This window comes from Xanthobacter aminoxidans, assembly GCF_043193615.1.
Classification (GTDB): domain Bacteria; phylum Pseudomonadota; class Alphaproteobacteria; order Rhizobiales; family Xanthobacteraceae; genus Xanthobacter; species Xanthobacter aminoxidans.
The window spans coordinates 1-16705 of the sequence record NZ_JBAFUS010000004.1 but is presented as its reverse complement, the minus strand read 5'-3'; the positions used below and the strand labels follow the sequence as shown (position 1 = coordinate 16705).

Below are 16705 nucleotides of genomic sequence, written 5' to 3'. Positions count from 1 at the left end.
TGGTAAACGCGGCCTTATGGCGGCGGTTCCAACCCATGGCGTGATCGTGCGCGATTTTTCTCACGCCCCATGGGCGATGAGGTCTGGCAGGCGGCGCGTCAGGGTGCGCAGCACGCTCTGGGAGCCCTTGGACATGACGTCGAACACCCCGTCATTGGCGACATCCGTGCCGAAGCCGTCGTGGAAGAAGCGGAAATGGGTGCCGCCGGTGGGGGTGGGCGTCAGCGTCCAGGTCACCACCGTATCGATATAGTGGCCGAAGCCCTTCAGCTCCTCATGCCCGCCCTTCCAGCTGAACGACAGTTCCTTCTCGGGAATGCAGCTCTTCACCTGGCACTGGAATTCGCCGTCCCACCGCTCGATGGGCCGGCCCCAGATGGTGAACTTGTGACCCTCCAGCGGCTGGATGTCGTTGGGAAAGAACCAGACAGCGAGCCATTCGGAATCGGTGATGGCGCGCCACACGACATCCACCGGCTGGTCGAACTCGGCCTCGGTGAGAATGGAGCGGGTTTCGACAACATCCGACATGGAAGGACCTCCAAAAGCGGTCAATGAAATGCGGGCGCGGGCCTTTGGCTCGCGAAGCAAATTTTGGACCTCAGTCGGTTTGCGACACAGCCTCCCGCCCGCTGAGCGCATCGGCGAAGGCCAGCGCGAAGGCGGCGCAATCGGCTTCCTCAGGGAAGAGGATGTCGGCGCTCCACTCGGTGGTGAGCGTCCCGCCCGGCCACGCGCGCGGGGCGCGGTGCCATTGAAGGCCGGGCCAGCGCGGGTTGCGCAGGGTCTCGCCGGAGGCGTCGCGCCAGGCGGGGCGGCCGAGCGCCTGGTTGAGCCACGCCATCACCTCCGGCCCGAAGGCGAGGGCGAATGCGACGCCATGGCGGATGCTGCGCGGCGGGGCGCGCACCAGCGTCTGGCCGATCACGGCATAGGCCGGCGGCCCCTCATCCAGCGCCAGCTCGCGCATCACCAGCAGGCGGAAGCCGCCCGCGATGGGGATCACCGGCACGGCGGCGATGGCGGTGGGATCGTCGGCGCTCATGCGGCCATCCCCCGCCTTGGCACCGATCCTGCTACGCCGGGCAAAACCCGGATGCGAGCGGAGGCGGCGTGACCAAGGCGGACTACATTCCCGAACTGAGCGAGGTGCGCATGGAGCGCCGCGCCCCCGAGGGGCCGTTTCAGCTGGAAACGGAAGATCATGTCTATGTGCATGGGTGCCTCCGGCAGGTGGAGGCGGCGTTCGGGCTCGACGCCTTCCCCGGCATGCCGTTCGACGCCATTTCCGGCCGCGCGCTGATCCACCGCTTCATCGTGTGGTGGCGCACGCTGGAGCCGGAGAATGCGCAACAGGCGGAAGCCCACGCCCAGCTTCCCGGCGCCATCCGCCTGCTCGACACGGTGTCCGCCTTCCTGGAGGAGCGGGCGGGGCGCGGCTGAGCCGGCATCGCTCAGGCCTCCGCTTTCACCCCTTCAACGGCCCCCGGCTGGGGCGGGGCGCGGTCGGCGGCCTTCAGGGCATCGATGGCGGCGAACAAGGCGAGCCGCCCGTCCGCCTCCGCCGCTTCCGGCGTCTCGCCGATGCCGAGGCAACCCGGCACATCCGCGAAGCTCACGACGAACCCGCCCCCCTCCGCCTCAGGAATCGGCGCGACGGCCGAGGGATAGGCGGCGACATCCACCACCGTGCCCGGCGCCACCGTGCGCATGCGTACCGGCGCGGTGCCCTCGTCCATGCGGTCCACCATGGCCACGAACGCCTTCACGTGGGCCGCGCGGATCCTGTTCTTCATGGGCACCGCCACGCAGTTCGGCACGGCGGGATGGGTGAACACCACATGGGTCCCCGTCACCTTCCGGAACTTGATGGCATATTGGGAGGCGATGATCTCCAGATCCGCCGGCCGCCGCTCGTCGCCGGGGCTGGCACGCAAGGCCTCAAGCCTCTTGTTGTGCATGACGCTCAATCCATCAAAGAACGAAAGGGTGGAAAAAACCACGGACTGGAAAGGCTTCAGTGTAGGCCTGCCGGGAAAAGCGGCAAGCCGAAATGGTGGGCAGGAGGCTTAGCCAGAGCGCTGGTCCGGGATCCGCCAGTCTCCCGCGACAGGGACGGCACAGCCGGAGCTGCCCGGCGAAAAACTCAAGTCCCTCAAAGGGAGAAGCGCCCCCTCCCTCAGTGCACCCCCTTTTCCTTGCCTCCCCCGCCCGCGCAGGTGTAAGCGTCGATCTTCCCGCCCTTTTTCAGTCTGCCATTGCCCGTGTCCCTCACCGTCTGCACCTGGAACATCAATTCCGTCCGCATCCGCCTCGACATCGTGCGCGCGGCCGTGGAGCGGCTGCAGCCGGATGTGCTGTGCCTGCAGGAGACCAAGTGCCAGGATGACAAGTTTCCCCTGAACGCCATCCGCGACATGGGCTTTCCCCACATCGCGCTCCATGGGCAGAAGGGCTGGCATGGGGTGGCCACGTTCTCGAAGCGACCGTTCGCGCGCATCGAGAAGGGGGAGTTCTGCGGCAAGGGCGATGCCCGCCACATCGCGGTGACGCTCGACGGCGCGCACGCGCTGGGCCGGCCGCTCACCATCCATAATTTCTACGTGCCGGCGGGCGGCGACATTCCGGACCCGGAGCTGAACCCCAAGTTCGCCCACAAGCTGGCTTTCCTCGACGAGATCACGGGCTGGGCACCGCTGAAGCCCCACGCCGGCAACAACGACCACGCCATCGTGGTGGGCGACCTCAACATCGCCCCGCTCGAAACCGACGTGTGGAACCACAAGCAGCTGCTCACCGTGGTCAGCCACACTCCTGTCGAGGTGGAGCGGCTCGGCGCGTTCCAGGCGTCCGGCCCCTGGGTGGACGTGATGCGCCGCTTCGTACCGCCGCAGGAAAAGCTGTTCACCTGGTGGAGCTACCGCTCGCCGGACTATACGGCCAACGACCGCGGCCGCCGCCTCGACCATGTGTGGGCGTCCGAGAGCCTCGCCCCCTCCGCCACCGCAATGACCGTGCTGAAGGAAGCCCGCGGCTGGGAAAAGCCGTCGGACCATGTGCCGGTGGCCATGACCTTCGGCTGAGGGTCGCTCAGGGCTTCGCCGGTGCCGGAGGCGCCTCCGCCGGCGCGCCGCCGAGGCCGGGAATGCCGAGGGCGGCGCCGATCTTGCCCTTGGGCACCTTCATCACCTGGGTTCCGGGCGGCAACTGGAACTGCTTTTGGTCCTGCGGTGCGCGGGTGAGGGATGTCGCCTCGAACACCGTCTGCTTCGTGCCCTTGATCTCCACCGCCGTGCGCAGGGCGATGCCATCCGGCGTGATGCAGGCGGTGGTGGGGCCGAGGGCCGATTTCATCTGCGGATCGATTTTCCAGAGGTCGCACGCCTCGCCCGCCACCGTGTCCTCGCCCACCCGGAGGCCGGTGCCGGTGAGGGCGCCGAGCACGTATTCCGGCGGCAGCTCGATCTCCACCGCCATGTTCGGCAAATTGGGGGTGCGCACCAGCATGCTGCGCGCGTTCAGGTCGATGATGCCGACCATGCTTCCGGGAATGTTGGACTTCTGGATCTCCACCCGCATGCGGCCATGGCTGTGGGCGATGTCGATGGTGCCACCGCGCTTGAGGTCGGCTTTCAGGGCAAAATCGGTGGCCGGCAGCGGCACGGGATCGGCGCGGGCAGGAGACACAGACGGCAGGCCGAGGATCAGCACCCCGGCCGCAACGGCGAATGCCGGCACCGAAATACCTGCAACGGCACGGCAACGGCCGCAGCCGCCTGCTTGGCGCCGGCAATCCTTACCCATGGCCAATTCCTCCGCCCCTGGCCCGTCATAGCAGATGGACATGCCCGTTGGGCAAGGGCATGTCCGCGCCGACACGCCTTTCAAAAGACCTCACGGGATGCCCCGGAGGCACCTCCTGCAACGGTATGGCGCAGCAGACGCGACCCGGAGCGAAGACGCAACCCACCCGCGTGGGCCGGTCGCACGAGACTGGCGAAAACCGCGATCAATCAAATATCCGGAGGGTCGGTTGTCGTAATGCCTTCTTGGAGGGGCGCGAGCATCGTCCTTCAATGGAAGGGCTGCCGGGCCGGGGCGATTCGCCACAGGCGGATGGCCGGACGGGCGGTCGCGAAATGCGCCGGGAAGAAGCAGCGGGGCCGTGTAGGATGACGCGAAAGGGAGGGCGCGCCAGAATGATGCCGGAAGGGCCATCGCAGGACGGTCGCGAGGCCGAAGGACGCCAGCCGGAGAAGCGCGACACGGAAAAGCCCGCCCGTGCGCCGCGCGCTGCCGAGAGGCGTGCGCCGGTTGCCGAAACGCCCGTGCTGACGCCCGCCCCCGCCGCGCCTCTGTCTGCGCCGTCCGGTCTCGCGGCGTCGGGTCTTGCGGCGTCCCTGCCTGCGATGTCCCTGCCCGCGGCGACGGCGACGACCACGGCCGCGCCAGCACTGACGCCCGGCCCCCTGCCAGAAATCGCGGCTGCCCCCGCCCCCATGCCGGACCTCGCCCCCACGATTGCCGGCGCGGCGACAGCCTCCCCGCCCGTGGCTGCGGCTCCCGTGCCCGCCCGTCCGTCACCCGCAGCTCCCGTGCCGACGCCGGTCGCTGCCCTGCCCCCCGCGCCGAACGGCCGGAGCGGGCGGCGGAGCCTCGCACTGGTGGGCGCCGTCGCGGCGGTGGTCATCGGCGGCGCCGCGGCGGGCGCGCTCGATCCGCTGCTGGCCATCCTGATGGCGGCGCTACTGGTGGCGCTCTGGCTGTCGCTGCGGCCGGCCCCGCCGGCGCCGGTGCCCGTGGTGACGCCTTTGCCGGCCGCGCCGCCCCCGGCGCGGGACTCGCAGGCCTGCGCGGTGGTGGCGGCGCTGCCCGAACCGGCGCTGCTGCTCTCGGCCGCCGGCAACATCATCACCGCCAACCAGCGCGTCGCCCTGGCCCTCGGCCCGACGCGGGTGGGCGATCCCCTGTCCTTCGTGGTGCGCGTGCCGGAGGTGCTGGACGCGGTGCGCGCCGCGGCGGCGGACGGCGTGCCCCGGCGGGTGGAGTTCGCCGAGCGCATTCCCCTCGACCGCTGGCTGGAGGCACATGTGGTGCCGCTCCGGCTGCACGTCTCTCCCGAGCGCGCACCCGACGCCGTGCTGCTCACCTTCCGCGACCTCACCCAGCAGCGCCGCGTGGAGCAGATGCGGGCGGACTTCGTGGCCAATGCCAGTCACGAGCTGCGCACCCCGCTGGCCTCGCTGTCGGGCTTCATCGAGACGCTGCAAGGCCCGGCGCGCAACGACACGCCGGCCCGCGAGCGCTTCCTCGCCATCATGGCGGCGCAGGCGCGGCGCATGTCGCGCCTCATCGACGACCTGCTCTCGCTGTCGCGCATCGAACTGAACGCCCACGTGCAGCCGCAGACCAAGGTGGACCTTGGCGCCATCATCGCCCACGTCTGCGATACCCTCTCCCCCCTCGCCCGCGACCGCGGGGTGGAGCTGGAGCAGGTCCGCGAGACGGCCGACCTGGAAATCCTCGGTGATCGCGACGAACTGATCCGCCTGTTCGAGAATCTGGTGGAGAATGCCCTGAAATACGGCGCCGCAGGCAAGAAGGTGGAAGTGCGCCTCGCCCGCGAGAACGGCACCGCCGTGGTGAGCGTGCGCGACTTCGGCCCCGGCATCTCGCCGGAGCACCTGCCCCGCCTCACCGAGCGCTTCTACCGGGTGGACGTGGCGGCCAGCCGTGACCAGGGCGGTACGGGATTGGGGCTCGCCATCGTCAAGCACATCGTGGCCCGCCACCGCGGCCGGCTGGGCGTGGAAAGCGAGCTCGGCAACGGAGCAATCTTCTCCGTGCGGATGGAAGCTTTGCCGAACCCGGAAAAAAACCTATAAAAGGCAAGGGCGTAAGCTGTCATGTCCATGTCACGGACGCGTCATAGAACCTTGGCGCGCCGGGGCTAAGAGTCCTGAGCCCAGTTGCCCCGGCTCCTGCCGGAGCGGCAACCGATTTGGCAAGGAGAGATATCGTGAAGCTCACCACCGCTCTCGGCGTGATCGCCGTAGCTGGCTCGCTGTTTGCCGGCAGCGCCCAGGCTGTCGATTTCACCGGCGCTGGCGCGTCCTTCCCCGCCCCCGTCTACCAATCCTGGGGCGCCAAGTTCAAAGAGAAGACCGGCGCGACGCTGAACTACCAGTCGATCGGCTCCGGCGGCGGCCAGAACCAGATCATCAACCGCACCGTGGACTTCGGCGCGTCCGACGCGACGGTCCCGGGCGAGAAGCTCGCGGCCAACAACCTGCTGCAGTTCCCGACCGTGATCGGCTCGGTGGTCGCCACCGTCAACCTCGACGGCGTCACCACCAACCAGCTCAAGCTCACCGGCCCGGTGCTCGCCGACATCTATCTCGGCAAGATCACCAAGTGGAACGACAAGGCCATCGCCGACCTGAACCCCGGCGTGACCCTGCCCTCGAACGCCATCGTTCCCGTCTATCGTTCGGATAGCTCGGGCACGACCGCGATCTTCACCTCCTACCTGTCGGCCGTGAGCCCGGACTGGAAGTCCAAGGTCGGCTCGGCGACTTCGGTCCAGTGGCCCACCGGCGCCGGCGCCAAGGGTAACGAGGGCGTCACCGGCACCGTCAAGAACACCAAGGGCGGCATCGGCTACGTCGAGTTCATCTACGCCGCCGCCAACAAGCTGGTCGTGACCCAGCTGCAGAACAAGGCCGGCAAGTTCGTCACCCCCGAGGTCGCCGGCTTCCAGGCCGCCGCCGCCTCCGCCGACTGGAAGGGCGCCAAGGACTTCGCCGCTTCCATGATCGACGCCCCGGCCCCCGAGGCTTGGCCGATCGTCTCCCCCACCTACATCCTGCTGCCGAAGAACCCGACCAACGTCGAGGCTTCGCGTGAAGTGATGAAGTTCTTCGAGTGGGCCTACACCAAGGAAGGCGCCGACATCGCCGAAGGCCTGCACTACATCCCGCTGCCCGCGGCGGTGGTCGAGCAGGTGAAGGCTGCCTTCAAGGCCGAAGTGAAGGGTCCGGACGGCAAGCCCGTCCTCTGATCTGAAGAAGATCGCGCCGCTCTCCCAGGAGGGCGGCGCTTTTCCATCAGGCGACAGGTCCGGTAGCGCACACGCATCGACAAGCCGGGGCAGGGGATAAAATGGACGCGACGGTGGACGGCATGCGGTCTGGCTCGGCAGAGCCCATCAGCAAGGCCAAGGGCACGGGACGGATCGCCGATCCGATCTTCGTCACCCTCCTGTGGGCGAGCGGCATCTTCGTCCTCATCCTGCTCGGCCTCATCATCGCCGAGCTGTTCAAGGGCGGCCTGCCGGCGCTCCAGCACTTCGGGCTCGACTTCATCTGGTCGTCCGCCTGGAACCCGGTCACCGAGAATTTCGGCGCCCTGGTGATGATCTACGGCACGCTGTTCTCCGCCATCATCGCGGTGATCGTGGCGCTGCCGCTCTCCTTCGGCATCGCCTTCTTCCTCACCGAGATCGCACCCCAGCCGCTGAAGCGGCCCGTCGGCGTCGCGGTGCAGCTTCTGGCTGCCGTGCCCTCCATCATCTACGGCATGTGGGGCTTCTTCGTCGTCGTCCCGCTGATCGCCGCTTATGTGCAGCCTCCGCTGATCGACCTGTTCGGCGACCTGCCGGTCATCGGCGCCCTGTTCGCCGGCCCGCCGCTCGGCTCGGGCATGCTCACCGCCGGCCTCATCCTCGCGGTGATGATCCTGCCCTTCATCACCGCCATGTTCGTGGAGACGCTGGAAAGCGTGCCGCCCATGCTGAAGGAATCGGCCTACGGCATCGGCGCCACCACCTACGAGGTCTACAAGAACGTCTCGGTGCCCTACGGCAAGACCGCCATGGTGGGTGCCATCATGCTCGGCCTCGGCCGCGCGCTGGGCGAGACCATGGCCGTGACCTTCGTCATCGGCAACGCGACGCGCCTGTCCGCCTCCCTGTTCGCGCCGGGCGCGACCATCGCCTCCACCATCGCCAACGAATTCCCCGAGGCCCCGATCGGGTCGCTGAAGCTCACCTCGCTGCTGCAGCTCGGCTTCATCCTGTTCGTGATCTCCTTCATCGTCCTTGCACTGTCCCGGGCGCTCGTGCGCTCGCGGCTCGACTGACCGGGAGCTTCAGAACCATGGCTTCCCTCGCCGCGCGCCGCGCCACCGACCGGGCCGTCAAGGCCATCTCCACCGGCTTCGCCGTCTTCGCCCTGTTCCTTCTCGGCTGGATCCTCTGGACCCTGCTCTCCCGCGGCCTGCCCGCGCTGGGATTGAACGTCTTCACCCAGGTCACCAAGCCGCCGGGCCAGGGCGGCGGCCTGCTGAATGCCATCGTCGGCTCGCTGATCCAGATCGGCATCGCCATGGCCATCGGCGGCCCCATCGGCATCTTCTGCGGCACCTTCCTCGCCGAGAACGGCAAGGGCACCAAGGTCGGCGCCGCCGCCCGCTTCGTGAACGACATCCTGCTGTCGGCACCGTCCATCCTGGTGGGCCTGTTCATCTACACCCTGCTGGTGGTGCCGCTCGGCGGCTTCTCCGGCTGGGCCGGCTCCATCGCCCTGGCGATCCTGGTGATCCCGGTCATCGTGCGCACCACCGAGGACATGCTGAACCTCGTGCCCGTCGGCCTGCGCGAAGCCGCCTTCGCGCTTGGCGCGCCGCAGTGGAAGGTGGTGATGTTCATCACCTGGCGCGCGGCCCGCGCCGGCATCGTCACCGGCGTGCTTTTGGCCATCGCCCGCGCCGCCGGCGAGACCGCGCCGCTGCTGTTCACCTCGCTCGGCAACAACGCCATGTCGACCGACCTGTCGAAGCCGATGGCGAGCCTGCCCATCGCCATCTACCAGTTCGCCGGCAGCCCGTTCGACGACTGGGTCTCGCTCGCCTGGGCCGGCGCACTGCTCATCACCGTGGGCGTGCTGGTGCTCAACGTGGCGTCCCGCCTCTTCCTGGCGCGGAGCCACTAGCTCCCGCCGCCGCCCTTTCCATTTCCTCCGAAGCAAGGCCAAGGCCCAAGCGAGGACAAGATGACTTCAGCCGTCGATCCCACCTTCAATCTCGCCTCCGCCGTGGGTGCCAAGCCGGACGCGCCGCCGGCCCCCGCCAAGATCAAGGTGGAGAACCTGCAGTTCTACTACGGCAGCAACCATGCGCTGCGGAACATCAACTTCGAGGTTCCCGAGAAGCGCGTGACCGCCATGATCGGCCCGTCGGGCTGCGGCAAGTCCACGCTGCTGCGCGTGTTCAACCGCATGTTCGACCTCTACCCCGGCCAGCGCGCCGAGGGCTCGGTGCTGTTCGACGGCGTGAACATCGTCGGCAAGGAGCTGGACCCCACCATCGTGCGCACCCGCATCGGCATGGTGTTCCAGAAGCCCACGCCGTTCCCCATGTCGATCTATGACAACATCGCGTTCGGCGTGAAGCTGCACGAGAAGCTCTCCAAGGCACAGATGGACGAGCGCGTGGAATGGTGCCTGCGCAAGGCCGCCATCTGGGACGAGACCAAGGACCGCCTGCACACCTCGGCGCTCGGCATGTCCGGTGGCCAGCAGCAGCGCCTGTGCATCGCCCGCACCATCGCGGTGAAGCCGGAAGTGATCCTGCTCGACGAGCCCACCTCGGCCCTCGACCCGATCTCCACCTCGAAGATCGAGGACCTGATCGACGAGCTGAAGCAGGAATTCACCATCGTCATCGTCACCCACAACATGCAGCAGGCCGCGCGCTGCGCCGACATGACCGCCTTCTTCTATCTGGGCGAGCTGATCGAGATGGCGCCTTCCGACGTGATCTTCACCAATCCGAAGGAGATCAAGACGCGCGACTACATCACCGGCCGCTTCGGCTGACGGATTGAAGGATCACTGAGATGCCGGATCATATCGTCGCCTCCTTCGATCAGGAGTTGAAGGAAATCGGCCGCAAGGTCGTCGAGATGGGCGGGCAGGCCGAGCGCCTGGTCGCCGACAGCGTCACCTCGCTCATCCGCCGCGACAGCGCCCTCGCCCAGAAGGTGGTGCTGCTCGACGCGACCGTGGACCAGGTGCAGCGCGAGATCGAGGACCGGGCCATCCTGGTCATCGCCAAGCGCCAGCCTGTGGCCATCGACCTCAGAGAGATCGTCGCGTCCATCCGCATCGCCAACGACCTCGAGCGCATCGGCGACCTCGCCAAGAACGTGGGCAAGCGCGTCATCGCCATCGAGGGCGAGTATCACCCGGCGAAGCTGGTGCGCGGGGTGGAGCACATCTCCGACCTCGTGCTCGAGCAGCTCAAGGAAGTGCTCGACGCCTACGCCGCCCGCAACGAGGCGAAGGCGCTGGAAGTGTGGGGCCGCGACGGCGCCATCGACACCATGTACACGTCCCTGTTCCGCGAACTCCTCACCTACATGATGGAAGACCCGCGCAACATCTCCGTGTGCACGCACCTGCTGTTCTGCGCCAAGAACATCGAGCGCATCGGCGACCACGCGACCAACATCGCGGAAATCGTCTACTACATGGTGACGGGCCAGAACCTGCCGGAGAGCCGCCCCAAGGCGGACGCCTCCAGCGACACCACCCTGCCCTTCCCGGGCCGCACCACCACCGTTCAGAGCTGATCCACCAGACCTGAAGACGGGGCGGAGAGCCCCGATAGTGACGGATAGACCAAAGTGCCGGCGCGTATTCTGATCGTCGAGGACGAAGAGCCGTTGACCCTCCTGCTCCGCTACAATCTGGAGTCGGAGGGTTACGGGGTCGAGAGCGTGGGACGCGGCGACGAGGCCGAGACCCGGCTGCGCGAAAGCGTGCCGGATCTCATCATCCTCGACTGGATGCTGCCCGGCCTCTCCGGCATCGAACTCTGCCGGCGCCTGCGCACCCGGCCGGAGACCGAGCGCCTGCCCGTCATCATGCTCACCGCCCGCGGCGAGGAGACCGAGCGGGTGCGCGGCCTCGCCACCGGCGCGGACGACTATGTGGTGAAGCCCTTCTCGGTGCCCGAGCTGCTCGCCCGCGTGCGCGCCCTGCTGCGCCGGGCCAAGCCCGAGCATGTCGCCACCCTGCTGCGGGCCGGCGACATCGAATTGGACCGCGAGACCCATCGGGTCCATCGCGCCGGTCGCGAGATCCATCTCGGCCCCACCGAGTTCCGCCTGCTCGAATTCCTGATGCAGAGCCCCGGCCGGGTCTTCTCCCGCGAGCAGCTGCTCGACGGCGTGTGGGGCCAGGACGTCTATATCGACGAGCGCACGGTGGACGTGCATGTGGGCCGCCTGCGCAAGGCCATCAACCGCGGCCGCCAGTCCGACCCCATCCGCACCGTGCGCGGCGCCGGCTATTCCTTCAACGAGATGTTCGCCCGCGCGCACTGAGCGTTGCTTCGCTGAGGCGGAGAGCGGGCTTTTGGGGCGTTGCGCCTCAGCATTAAAAGGCACCGTCATGGCCGGGCTTGTCCCGGCCATCCACGTCGTGCCGCTGGCGCTACTGCCCGAAATCTATTCCCAGCCGAACCGCGTGGATGCCCGGGACAAGCCCGGGCATGACGGCGGGATTCGAAAGGCGGCCACCGAAAGAAGCGGCGGCGACCTTAACCGAAACGCCCCCCTCACCCCGTCCGGACCCCCAAAAGCCCAAGCGCCTGCTTGGCCGCGCGCTCGCCGGAGAGCCAGGCGCCGCCCACCGTGCCCCACAGCGTCTCGTGGGTGTGCTCACCGGCGAAGACCAGCCGGCCGCCCACCGTCTCGGTGAAGGCGCGGCGCATGTTGCCGAAGCCCGGCAAAGCGCAGGAAAAGGCGCCCAGCGCCCACGGCTCCTTGCTCCAGCGGGTGGCGAATACCTTGCCGACGCGCGCGGCGGTATCCGCGCCGAATTCATGCGTCAGCGCCGCCTTCACGAAGGACGCCGCTGCCTCGGGCGGACTGTCGGCGAGGCCGGCAGCCACGTCGCCCCCCACTTCAAGGCTGTAGAGGTCTGTGCCGCCGATGCGGGCGCGCAGGGCATAGGCGCGCGGGCCGTCGGCGCGGAAATAGACCAGTTCGTCGGCGCCGAGATTGCCGGGATTGCGCGGCAGGCGGAAGCCGATGTGGTCCAAGGCGCCCAGCGTGATCTTCTCCACCGCCGTGCGGTAGCGCTGCGGCAAGGACGGGCCGATGCGCAGCTTGCCGGCCGCAATCAGGCTCGGCGGCACGGCGACGATCACCGTGCGCCCGGTCACGCTGCCCTTGTTGGTCTGCACCGAGACGAGGCGCGGGCTGAGATCGATGGAGCGCGCCACCACCTCGAGCCGCACGGTCAGCGGACGGGCGAGCTGCGCCACCAGCGTGCCCACGCCCTGCCGGCAGATGTCCTCGCTCTCGCGCTCGTCGAAGCGCGAGACATCCACGGTGGAGACCTGATCCAGTTCCTTGGCGCAGTTGAACGGGCCGAGGACGAAGCGGGCGCTTGGCCCCCAGGGTCCGAGATCCGGCAAGGCGCGGGAGGCGGCCATGTCGCGGTTGGCATCGCCGGCGGCGACGATGGCCCGCTCGCCACGGCGGACCGTGGCGATGAAATCCTCATAGTCGGTATCACCCGCCTCGCGCCCGCCCACATAGAGCCGGCCGCCATCGGGCGCGCGATAGATGTCGAGACCTTCGGCCCGGCCGAAGGCGGCCATGGGGCGCGCCGCCGGCATGTTGAGCCGCGCCGCGCCGAGGTCGAACGGCACGCCAAACTGGGTGGTGTCCGTCACCGTGCGGCCGCCCACCTGCTTGCCGGCCTCCAGCAGCACATAGCTGCGCCCGGCCTCGGCGATGCGCCGCGCGGCGGCGATGCCGGCCGCGCCCGCACCGATGATGACGACGTCCGCGTCAGTCTGCTGGCCGAGCGCCCGCGAGGTGGCAAGGCTCATGCCCACGAGCGGCGTGGCCGCCAGGGCAACACCACGGGCGAGCAGCGCGCGGCGGGAAAGAGGGGGGCGATCGGGTTCGGTCACGGCCGGAACGCTACCATGGGGCGTGCAACGGAGCGAGAGGGCAGACCGCCCCGCAGGTAAATGCGCGACACCACGCACTTTCCCGCCGGATCGCCCCCAACCTTCGCAAAATTGTAAGCCGGCATGTGGATAAAGGGGCGCGTGGCCGGCGCGGCTTCGCTCGCGCTCGGGACATGTCGGGGGAGACCCATGAAGGATCCGGTTCAGAAGACCATCGGCTACAGGCTCACCCACACGGCGCGCCTGCAGAAGGCGCTGTCGGCCCGTCTCCTCGCCGGCCTCGGGCTGTTCCCGGGACAGGAATCCGTGCTGAAGCTTTTGTGCGAGGCGGACGGCCGCACCATGGGCGACCTTGCATCCGCGCTGCGGGTGCGCCCGCCCACGGCCTCCAAGACCATCGCCCGCCTCACCACCCAGGGGCTCGTCGAGCGCCGCGCCACCGATGGCGACGGCCGGCTCGTGCGGGTCTTCCTCACAGATGCGGGGCGCGAGCGCGGCGCCTCCATCGATCATGTGTGGGACCAGCTGGAGGCCGAGATGGTGGTTGGCCTCGACAGCAAGGAGAAGAAGCGGCTGCGCAAGCTCCTGCGCAAGGTGGAGAAGAACCTCGCCTTGCGCCTCGGTGCCGACGGCGGCCTCGACGACGAGGCCGAACCCGGCGACGAGGACGAGGACGCCTGAGAGCCGCAGACGCCCCCTCCATCACCGTCACCCAGGCCTGCCCTCGACTTTCCGCCTTGCATCCGGCGCATGGAGCGGTGCGGCACTATGCACCGCGCCGGGCTTTTCTCCCGGCCGATCCCGCGCTATGCCTTGTCCGATCGGTTTTCAATCGATTAAAAACACACCGGCACAGCCGCCGCGCCAACGGCAGAATCAGGATCGCCGGCCGGATCGGCGACGCACCGGGGGAAACATGTCCAACGCCATCGATCTCAACGACCGCTTCGCCATCGTCACCGGCGGCGCGCAGGGTATCGGCCGCGCCGTGGTCGAGCGCTTCATCGCCTCCGGCGCCCGCGTCGCCATCTTCGATCGCGACACCGACCTCGTGGTGAAGACCGCGGACGACCTGGGCCGCGCCCGCGTGATGCCCGTGACCGTGGACGTGAGCCGCCTCGCCGACGTGGAACGGGCCGTGGCCGAGGTGCATGCCGAATTCGGCCGCATCGACATCCTCGTGAACAATGCCGGTGTCGCGGGCGCGAACCACAAGACGTGGGACTACCCGGAAGAGGAATGGAAGAAGGTGATGGCCATCAATCTCGACGGCCCCTTCTTCTGCTGCCGGGCGGTCGCGCCGCACATGATCGCGCAGAAATATGGGCGCATCGTCAATGTGGCCTCCATCGCCGGCAAGGAGGGCAACCCCAACGCCTCCGCCTATTCGGCCTCGAAGGCGGGCGTGATCGCCCTCACCAAGTCGCTGGGCAAGGAACTGGCCGAGTACGACATCGCGGTGAACTGCGTGACGCCCGCCGCCGCGCGCACCGCCATCTTCGATCAGATGAGCCAGCAACACATCGACTATATGCTCTCCAAGATTCCGCGCGGGCGATTCGTGCAGGTGGACGAGGTGGCGGCGACCATCGCCTTTGCGGCCTCGGCGGACTGCTCCTTCACCACGGGCGCAGTGTTCGATCTTTCCGGCGGCCGCGCCACCTACTGAGGACCGCCATGCGCGCGCCGGGAGACAGAGAGGTCACGCCGGCCCCGGCGCCGCTGGTCGGCATCGCGCTCATGTGCCTCGCGGTGATGAGCTTCGCGCTGACCGACACCACGGCCAAATGGCTGAGCGCCCACATCAACGTGCTTATCGTGGTTTGGGCGCGCTACGTCATCCACTTCGCCTTGTCGCTGCTGGTGTTCAATCCCTGGACCGTGCCGGGACTGATGCGCACCCAGCGGCCGGGACTGCAGATCGTCCGCTCGGCGCTGCTCTTCGCCACCACGGCCCTGAACTTCACGGCCCTCCAGTTCCTGCAGCTGGATCAGACAGTCTCCATCATGTTCTCCATCCCCTTCTTCGTCGCCCTGTTCGCGGGGCCGCTGCTGGGGGAGCGGGTGGGGCTGGAGCGCTGGCTCGCCATCATCGTGGGATTTGCCGGCATCCTGCTGGTCGTGCGGCCGGGGGCCGGCGGCATCCATCCCGCCGCGATCCTCTCGCTGGTGGCCGCCGCGACCTATGCGCTCTATTCCATCACCACCCGCATGCTGGCGCGCACGGATGCCAGCAAGACGACGCTGTTCTACACCGCGCTGGTCGGCTCGGTGGTCGCGAGCATTCCCCTGCCCTTCGTGTGGGAAACGCCGCGAGACCCTGCGGTGATCGGTGCCATGATTGGCCTCGGCGCGGTGGCCGGCGCGGGGCATTTCGTGCTCATCCTTGCCCATGCCCGGGCGCCTGCCGCGACACTCGCGCCCTACATCTACACGCAGATCCTGAGCATGATCGCGCTGGGCTGGCTGGTGTTCGGCCAAGTGCCGAGCCTGTGGACGCTGGCGGGGGCCGCCATCGTCATTGCCTCCGGCGCCTATCTCCTCGTGCGCGACGCGCAGATGCGCCCGCATTGAGCACAAAGGGCGAAAGCCTTCTCGGTTTCGCCAGATTGCAGCCTATGCTGGGCATTGTTCTTCCTCAGCCCGCAGGATCATCATGAGCGCCGCCCGTCTTCTCGTCGTCGAAGGAAACACCGCAGAGGCCCGCGCCCGGCAGGTGGCTTTCGGTGGACAGGTGGCGAGCGAGGGCTATGCCCAGCTCCTGCGCGAGCTGTTCCCCGGCACGGTGACGGTGGACATCTGCTATCCCGCCGATGCCGGAGCGAACCTGCCAGATGCCAGCGGACTCGAGGGCTATGATGGCATCGCCATCACCGGCTCCTCGCTCAACATCTACACCGGCGGGCCGGAGATCAGCCAACAGATCGACCTCATGCGCACCGCCTTCACCACGGACGTGCCGGTCTTCGGCAGCTGCTGGGGACTGCAATTGCTCACGGTCGCTGCGGGCGGGGCCGTACGGCGCAATCCGCGGGGGCGGGAGGTGGGTTTCGGCCGGCGCATCCGCATGACGGCCCAGGGCGTCGAGCACCCCATGTTCGATGGCAAGCCCGCCGTGTTCGAGGCCATGACCGTGCATCTCGACGAGGTGGAGACGCTGCCCGAGGGCGCACGGCTCCTCGCGAGCAACGACCATTCGGTGGTCCAGGCGGCGGAGATCCCCGTCGGGCGCACGGTGTGCTGGGGGGTGCAGTACCACCCCGAATATCCCTTCCGCGAAATGGCCGCCATCTTCCGCCGGCTCCAGCCCTCGCTCGTTGCGGAGGGCTTCTTCCCGGACGAAGAGGAAGAGGCCACGTTCATTGCCGACCTCGAGCATTTCGAGCGCGAGCCCGCCAACGCCGCGCTCGCCTGGCGCTACGGGATCGATGGCGCCGTGATCCGCAAGGATATCCGCACCCTTGAAATCGCCAACTGGATCACCCACCAGGTGCTGCCCGGCCGGGCGCGCCGGCTCAGGGGCTGAGGCGAGAGGCGTCGCCGCTCACGGTGCCGGCGCCTCATCGCGCCGTCGATCATCTCGACAAGCCCCGACGTCAAATCGCAATCGAATCGGAATCGTCGAACAGCGCTCCTACGCGCCACCCATGAAGGGGCGCTGGCGCCAAGAGCTGGCGTGCGGGACAGCTTTCGCTTTGGGTTTTGAGGGGATGATCAA

The 16705-nt window shown here is 68.2% G+C and carries 18 protein-coding genes; 13 read left to right on the top strand and 5 right to left on the bottom strand.

Going from position 1 to position 16705, the window contains the following annotated elements; translation table 11 throughout:
* Positions 1 to 60: 60 nt before the first annotated feature.
* Entirely contained in the window at positions 61 to 531 is a 471-nt protein-coding gene (locus V5F74_RS18825; RefSeq protein ID WP_394009672.1) for an SRPBCC family protein, read from the bottom strand.
* 70 nt (positions 532 to 601) lie between these two features.
* Complete coding sequence (locus tag V5F74_RS18820) at positions 602 to 1045, bottom strand: hypothetical protein (RefSeq protein WP_038192844.1); 444 nt, start codon at positions 1043 to 1045, stop codon at positions 602 to 604.
* Between the two features lie 68 nt (positions 1046 to 1113).
* Here V5F74_RS18820 and V5F74_RS18815 point away from each other — a divergent pair, with 68 nt between their 5' ends.
* Positions 1114 to 1443, top strand: a complete 330-nt coding sequence (locus V5F74_RS18815) for a hypothetical protein (protein ID WP_029556398.1) — start codon at positions 1114 to 1116, stop codon at positions 1441 to 1443.
* Positions 1444 to 1454: 11 nt separating this feature from the next.
* Here V5F74_RS18815 and V5F74_RS18810 read toward each other — a convergent pair whose 3' ends face one another.
* Positions 1455 to 1961: a type II toxin-antitoxin system HicB family antitoxin gene (locus V5F74_RS18810; protein ID WP_348550877.1), complete on the bottom strand. Its 507-nt coding sequence runs from the start codon at positions 1959 to 1961 to the stop codon at positions 1455 to 1457.
* 303 nt (positions 1962 to 2264) lie between these two features.
* On the opposite strand from V5F74_RS18810, the gene V5F74_RS18805 reads away from it, so the two are divergent.
* Positions 2265 to 3083, top strand: a complete 819-nt coding sequence (locus tag V5F74_RS18805; protein ID WP_374254545.1) for an exodeoxyribonuclease III — start codon at positions 2265 to 2267, stop codon at positions 3081 to 3083.
* A 7-nt stretch (positions 3084 to 3090) separates the two neighbouring features.
* Here V5F74_RS18805 and V5F74_RS18800 read toward each other — a convergent pair whose 3' ends face one another.
* On the bottom strand, positions 3091 to 3738 hold the full coding sequence (locus V5F74_RS18800) for a hypothetical protein (RefSeq protein WP_374254543.1): 648 nt from the start codon (positions 3736 to 3738) through the stop codon (positions 3091 to 3093).
* A gap of 671 nt (positions 3739 to 4409) precedes the next feature.
* On the opposite strand from V5F74_RS18800, the gene V5F74_RS18795 reads away from it, so the two are divergent.
* The 7 genes from V5F74_RS18795 (at position 4410) to phoB (ending at position 11386) form a co-directional block, all read left to right on the top strand.
* Positions 4410 to 5885: an ATP-binding protein gene (locus V5F74_RS18795; RefSeq protein ID WP_394009671.1), complete on the top strand. Its 1476-nt coding sequence runs from the start codon at positions 4410 to 4412 to the stop codon at positions 5883 to 5885.
* A gap of 134 nt (positions 5886 to 6019) precedes the next feature.
* The gene (gene pstS, locus V5F74_RS18790) at positions 6020 to 7060 is read left to right on the top strand and encodes a phosphate ABC transporter substrate-binding protein PstS (RefSeq protein WP_024281350.1); all 1041 of its coding nucleotides are present in this window, start codon (positions 6020 to 6022) and stop codon (positions 7058 to 7060) included.
* 101 nt (positions 7061 to 7161) lie between these two features.
* Positions 7162 to 8139, top strand: a complete 978-nt coding sequence (gene pstC, locus V5F74_RS18785; protein WP_024281351.1) for a phosphate ABC transporter permease subunit PstC — start codon at positions 7162 to 7164, stop codon at positions 8137 to 8139.
* Between the two features lie 17 nt (positions 8140 to 8156).
* Complete coding sequence (gene pstA, locus V5F74_RS18780; RefSeq protein WP_051460693.1) at positions 8157 to 8990, top strand: phosphate ABC transporter permease PstA; 834 nt, start codon at positions 8157 to 8159, stop codon at positions 8988 to 8990.
* Between the two features lie 60 nt (positions 8991 to 9050).
* Positions 9051 to 9875, top strand: coding sequence for a phosphate ABC transporter ATP-binding protein PstB (pstB, locus tag V5F74_RS18775; RefSeq protein WP_024281352.1), 825 nt, complete (start codon positions 9051 to 9053; stop codon positions 9873 to 9875).
* Between the two features lie 20 nt (positions 9876 to 9895).
* Complete coding sequence (gene phoU / locus V5F74_RS18770) at positions 9896 to 10630, top strand: phosphate signaling complex protein PhoU (protein WP_029556394.1); 735 nt, start codon at positions 9896 to 9898, stop codon at positions 10628 to 10630.
* Positions 10631 to 10684: 54 nt separating this feature from the next.
* Positions 10685 to 11386 (top strand): phosphate regulon transcriptional regulator PhoB, encoded by a 702-nt coding sequence (gene phoB / locus V5F74_RS18765; RefSeq protein ID WP_024281354.1) that lies wholly within the window; start codon positions 10685 to 10687, stop codon positions 11384 to 11386.
* Between the two features lie 233 nt (positions 11387 to 11619).
* On the opposite strand, the gene V5F74_RS18760 is transcribed toward phoB, so the two are convergent.
* Entirely contained in the window at positions 11620 to 12987 is a 1368-nt protein-coding gene (locus tag V5F74_RS18760; protein ID WP_394009670.1) for a flavin monoamine oxidase family protein, read from the bottom strand.
* A gap of 189 nt (positions 12988 to 13176) precedes the next feature.
* Between V5F74_RS18760 and V5F74_RS18755 the strand changes: the two genes are divergently transcribed.
* The 4 genes from V5F74_RS18755 (at position 13177) to V5F74_RS18740 (ending at position 16513) form a co-directional block, all read left to right on the top strand.
* The gene (locus tag V5F74_RS18755) at positions 13177 to 13668 is read left to right on the top strand and encodes a MarR family winged helix-turn-helix transcriptional regulator (RefSeq protein ID WP_024281356.1); all 492 of its coding nucleotides are present in this window, start codon (positions 13177 to 13179) and stop codon (positions 13666 to 13668) included.
* A 235-nt stretch (positions 13669 to 13903) separates the two neighbouring features.
* Positions 13904 to 14656 carry an SDR family NAD(P)-dependent oxidoreductase gene (locus tag V5F74_RS18750; protein ID WP_029556392.1) on the top strand — a complete coding sequence of 251 codons (753 nt, stop codon included), beginning with the start codon at positions 13904 to 13906 and terminating at the stop codon, positions 14654 to 14656.
* An 8-nt stretch (positions 14657 to 14664) separates the two neighbouring features.
* Positions 14665 to 15561 (top strand): DMT family transporter, encoded by an 897-nt coding sequence (locus V5F74_RS18745; protein WP_038192835.1) that lies wholly within the window; start codon positions 14665 to 14667, stop codon positions 15559 to 15561.
* A gap of 82 nt (positions 15562 to 15643) precedes the next feature.
* Positions 15644 to 16513: a type 1 glutamine amidotransferase gene (locus V5F74_RS18740; protein WP_394009669.1), complete on the top strand. Its 870-nt coding sequence runs from the start codon at positions 15644 to 15646 to the stop codon at positions 16511 to 16513.
* The last annotated feature ends 192 nt before the right edge of the window (positions 16514 to 16705 follow it).

Coding starts and splice junctions, on each gene's coding strand:
- pstA (WP_051460693.1), top strand. CDS start 8,157: ATGGCTTCCCTCGCCGCGCGCCGCGCCACCGACCGGGCCGTCAAGGCC.
- V5F74_RS18795 (WP_394009671.1), top strand. CDS start 4,410: ATGTCCCTGCCCGCGGCGACGGCGACGACCACGGCCGCGCCAGCACTG.
- V5F74_RS18825 (WP_394009672.1), bottom strand. CDS start 531: ATGTCGGATGTTGTCGAAACCCGCTCCATTCTCACCGAGGCCGAGTTC.
- V5F74_RS18810 (WP_348550877.1), bottom strand. CDS start 1,961: ATGCACAACAAGAGGCTTGAGGCCTTGCGTGCCAGCCCCGGCGACGAG.
- pstC (WP_024281351.1), top strand. CDS start 7,162: ATGGACGCGACGGTGGACGGCATGCGGTCTGGCTCGGCAGAGCCCATC.
- V5F74_RS18740 (WP_394009669.1), top strand. CDS start 15,644: ATGAGCGCCGCCCGTCTTCTCGTCGTCGAAGGAAACACCGCAGAGGCC.
- V5F74_RS18745 (WP_038192835.1), top strand. CDS start 14,665: ATGCGCGCGCCGGGAGACAGAGAGGTCACGCCGGCCCCGGCGCCGCTG.
- V5F74_RS18755 (WP_024281356.1), top strand. CDS start 13,177: ATGAAGGATCCGGTTCAGAAGACCATCGGCTACAGGCTCACCCACACG.
- pstB (WP_024281352.1), top strand. CDS start 9,051: ATGACTTCAGCCGTCGATCCCACCTTCAATCTCGCCTCCGCCGTGGGT.
- phoU (WP_029556394.1), top strand. CDS start 9,896: ATGCCGGATCATATCGTCGCCTCCTTCGATCAGGAGTTGAAGGAAATC.
- V5F74_RS18820 (WP_038192844.1), bottom strand. CDS start 1,045: ATGAGCGCCGACGATCCCACCGCCATCGCCGCCGTGCCGGTGATCCCC.
- V5F74_RS18750 (WP_029556392.1), top strand. CDS start 13,904: ATGTCCAACGCCATCGATCTCAACGACCGCTTCGCCATCGTCACCGGC.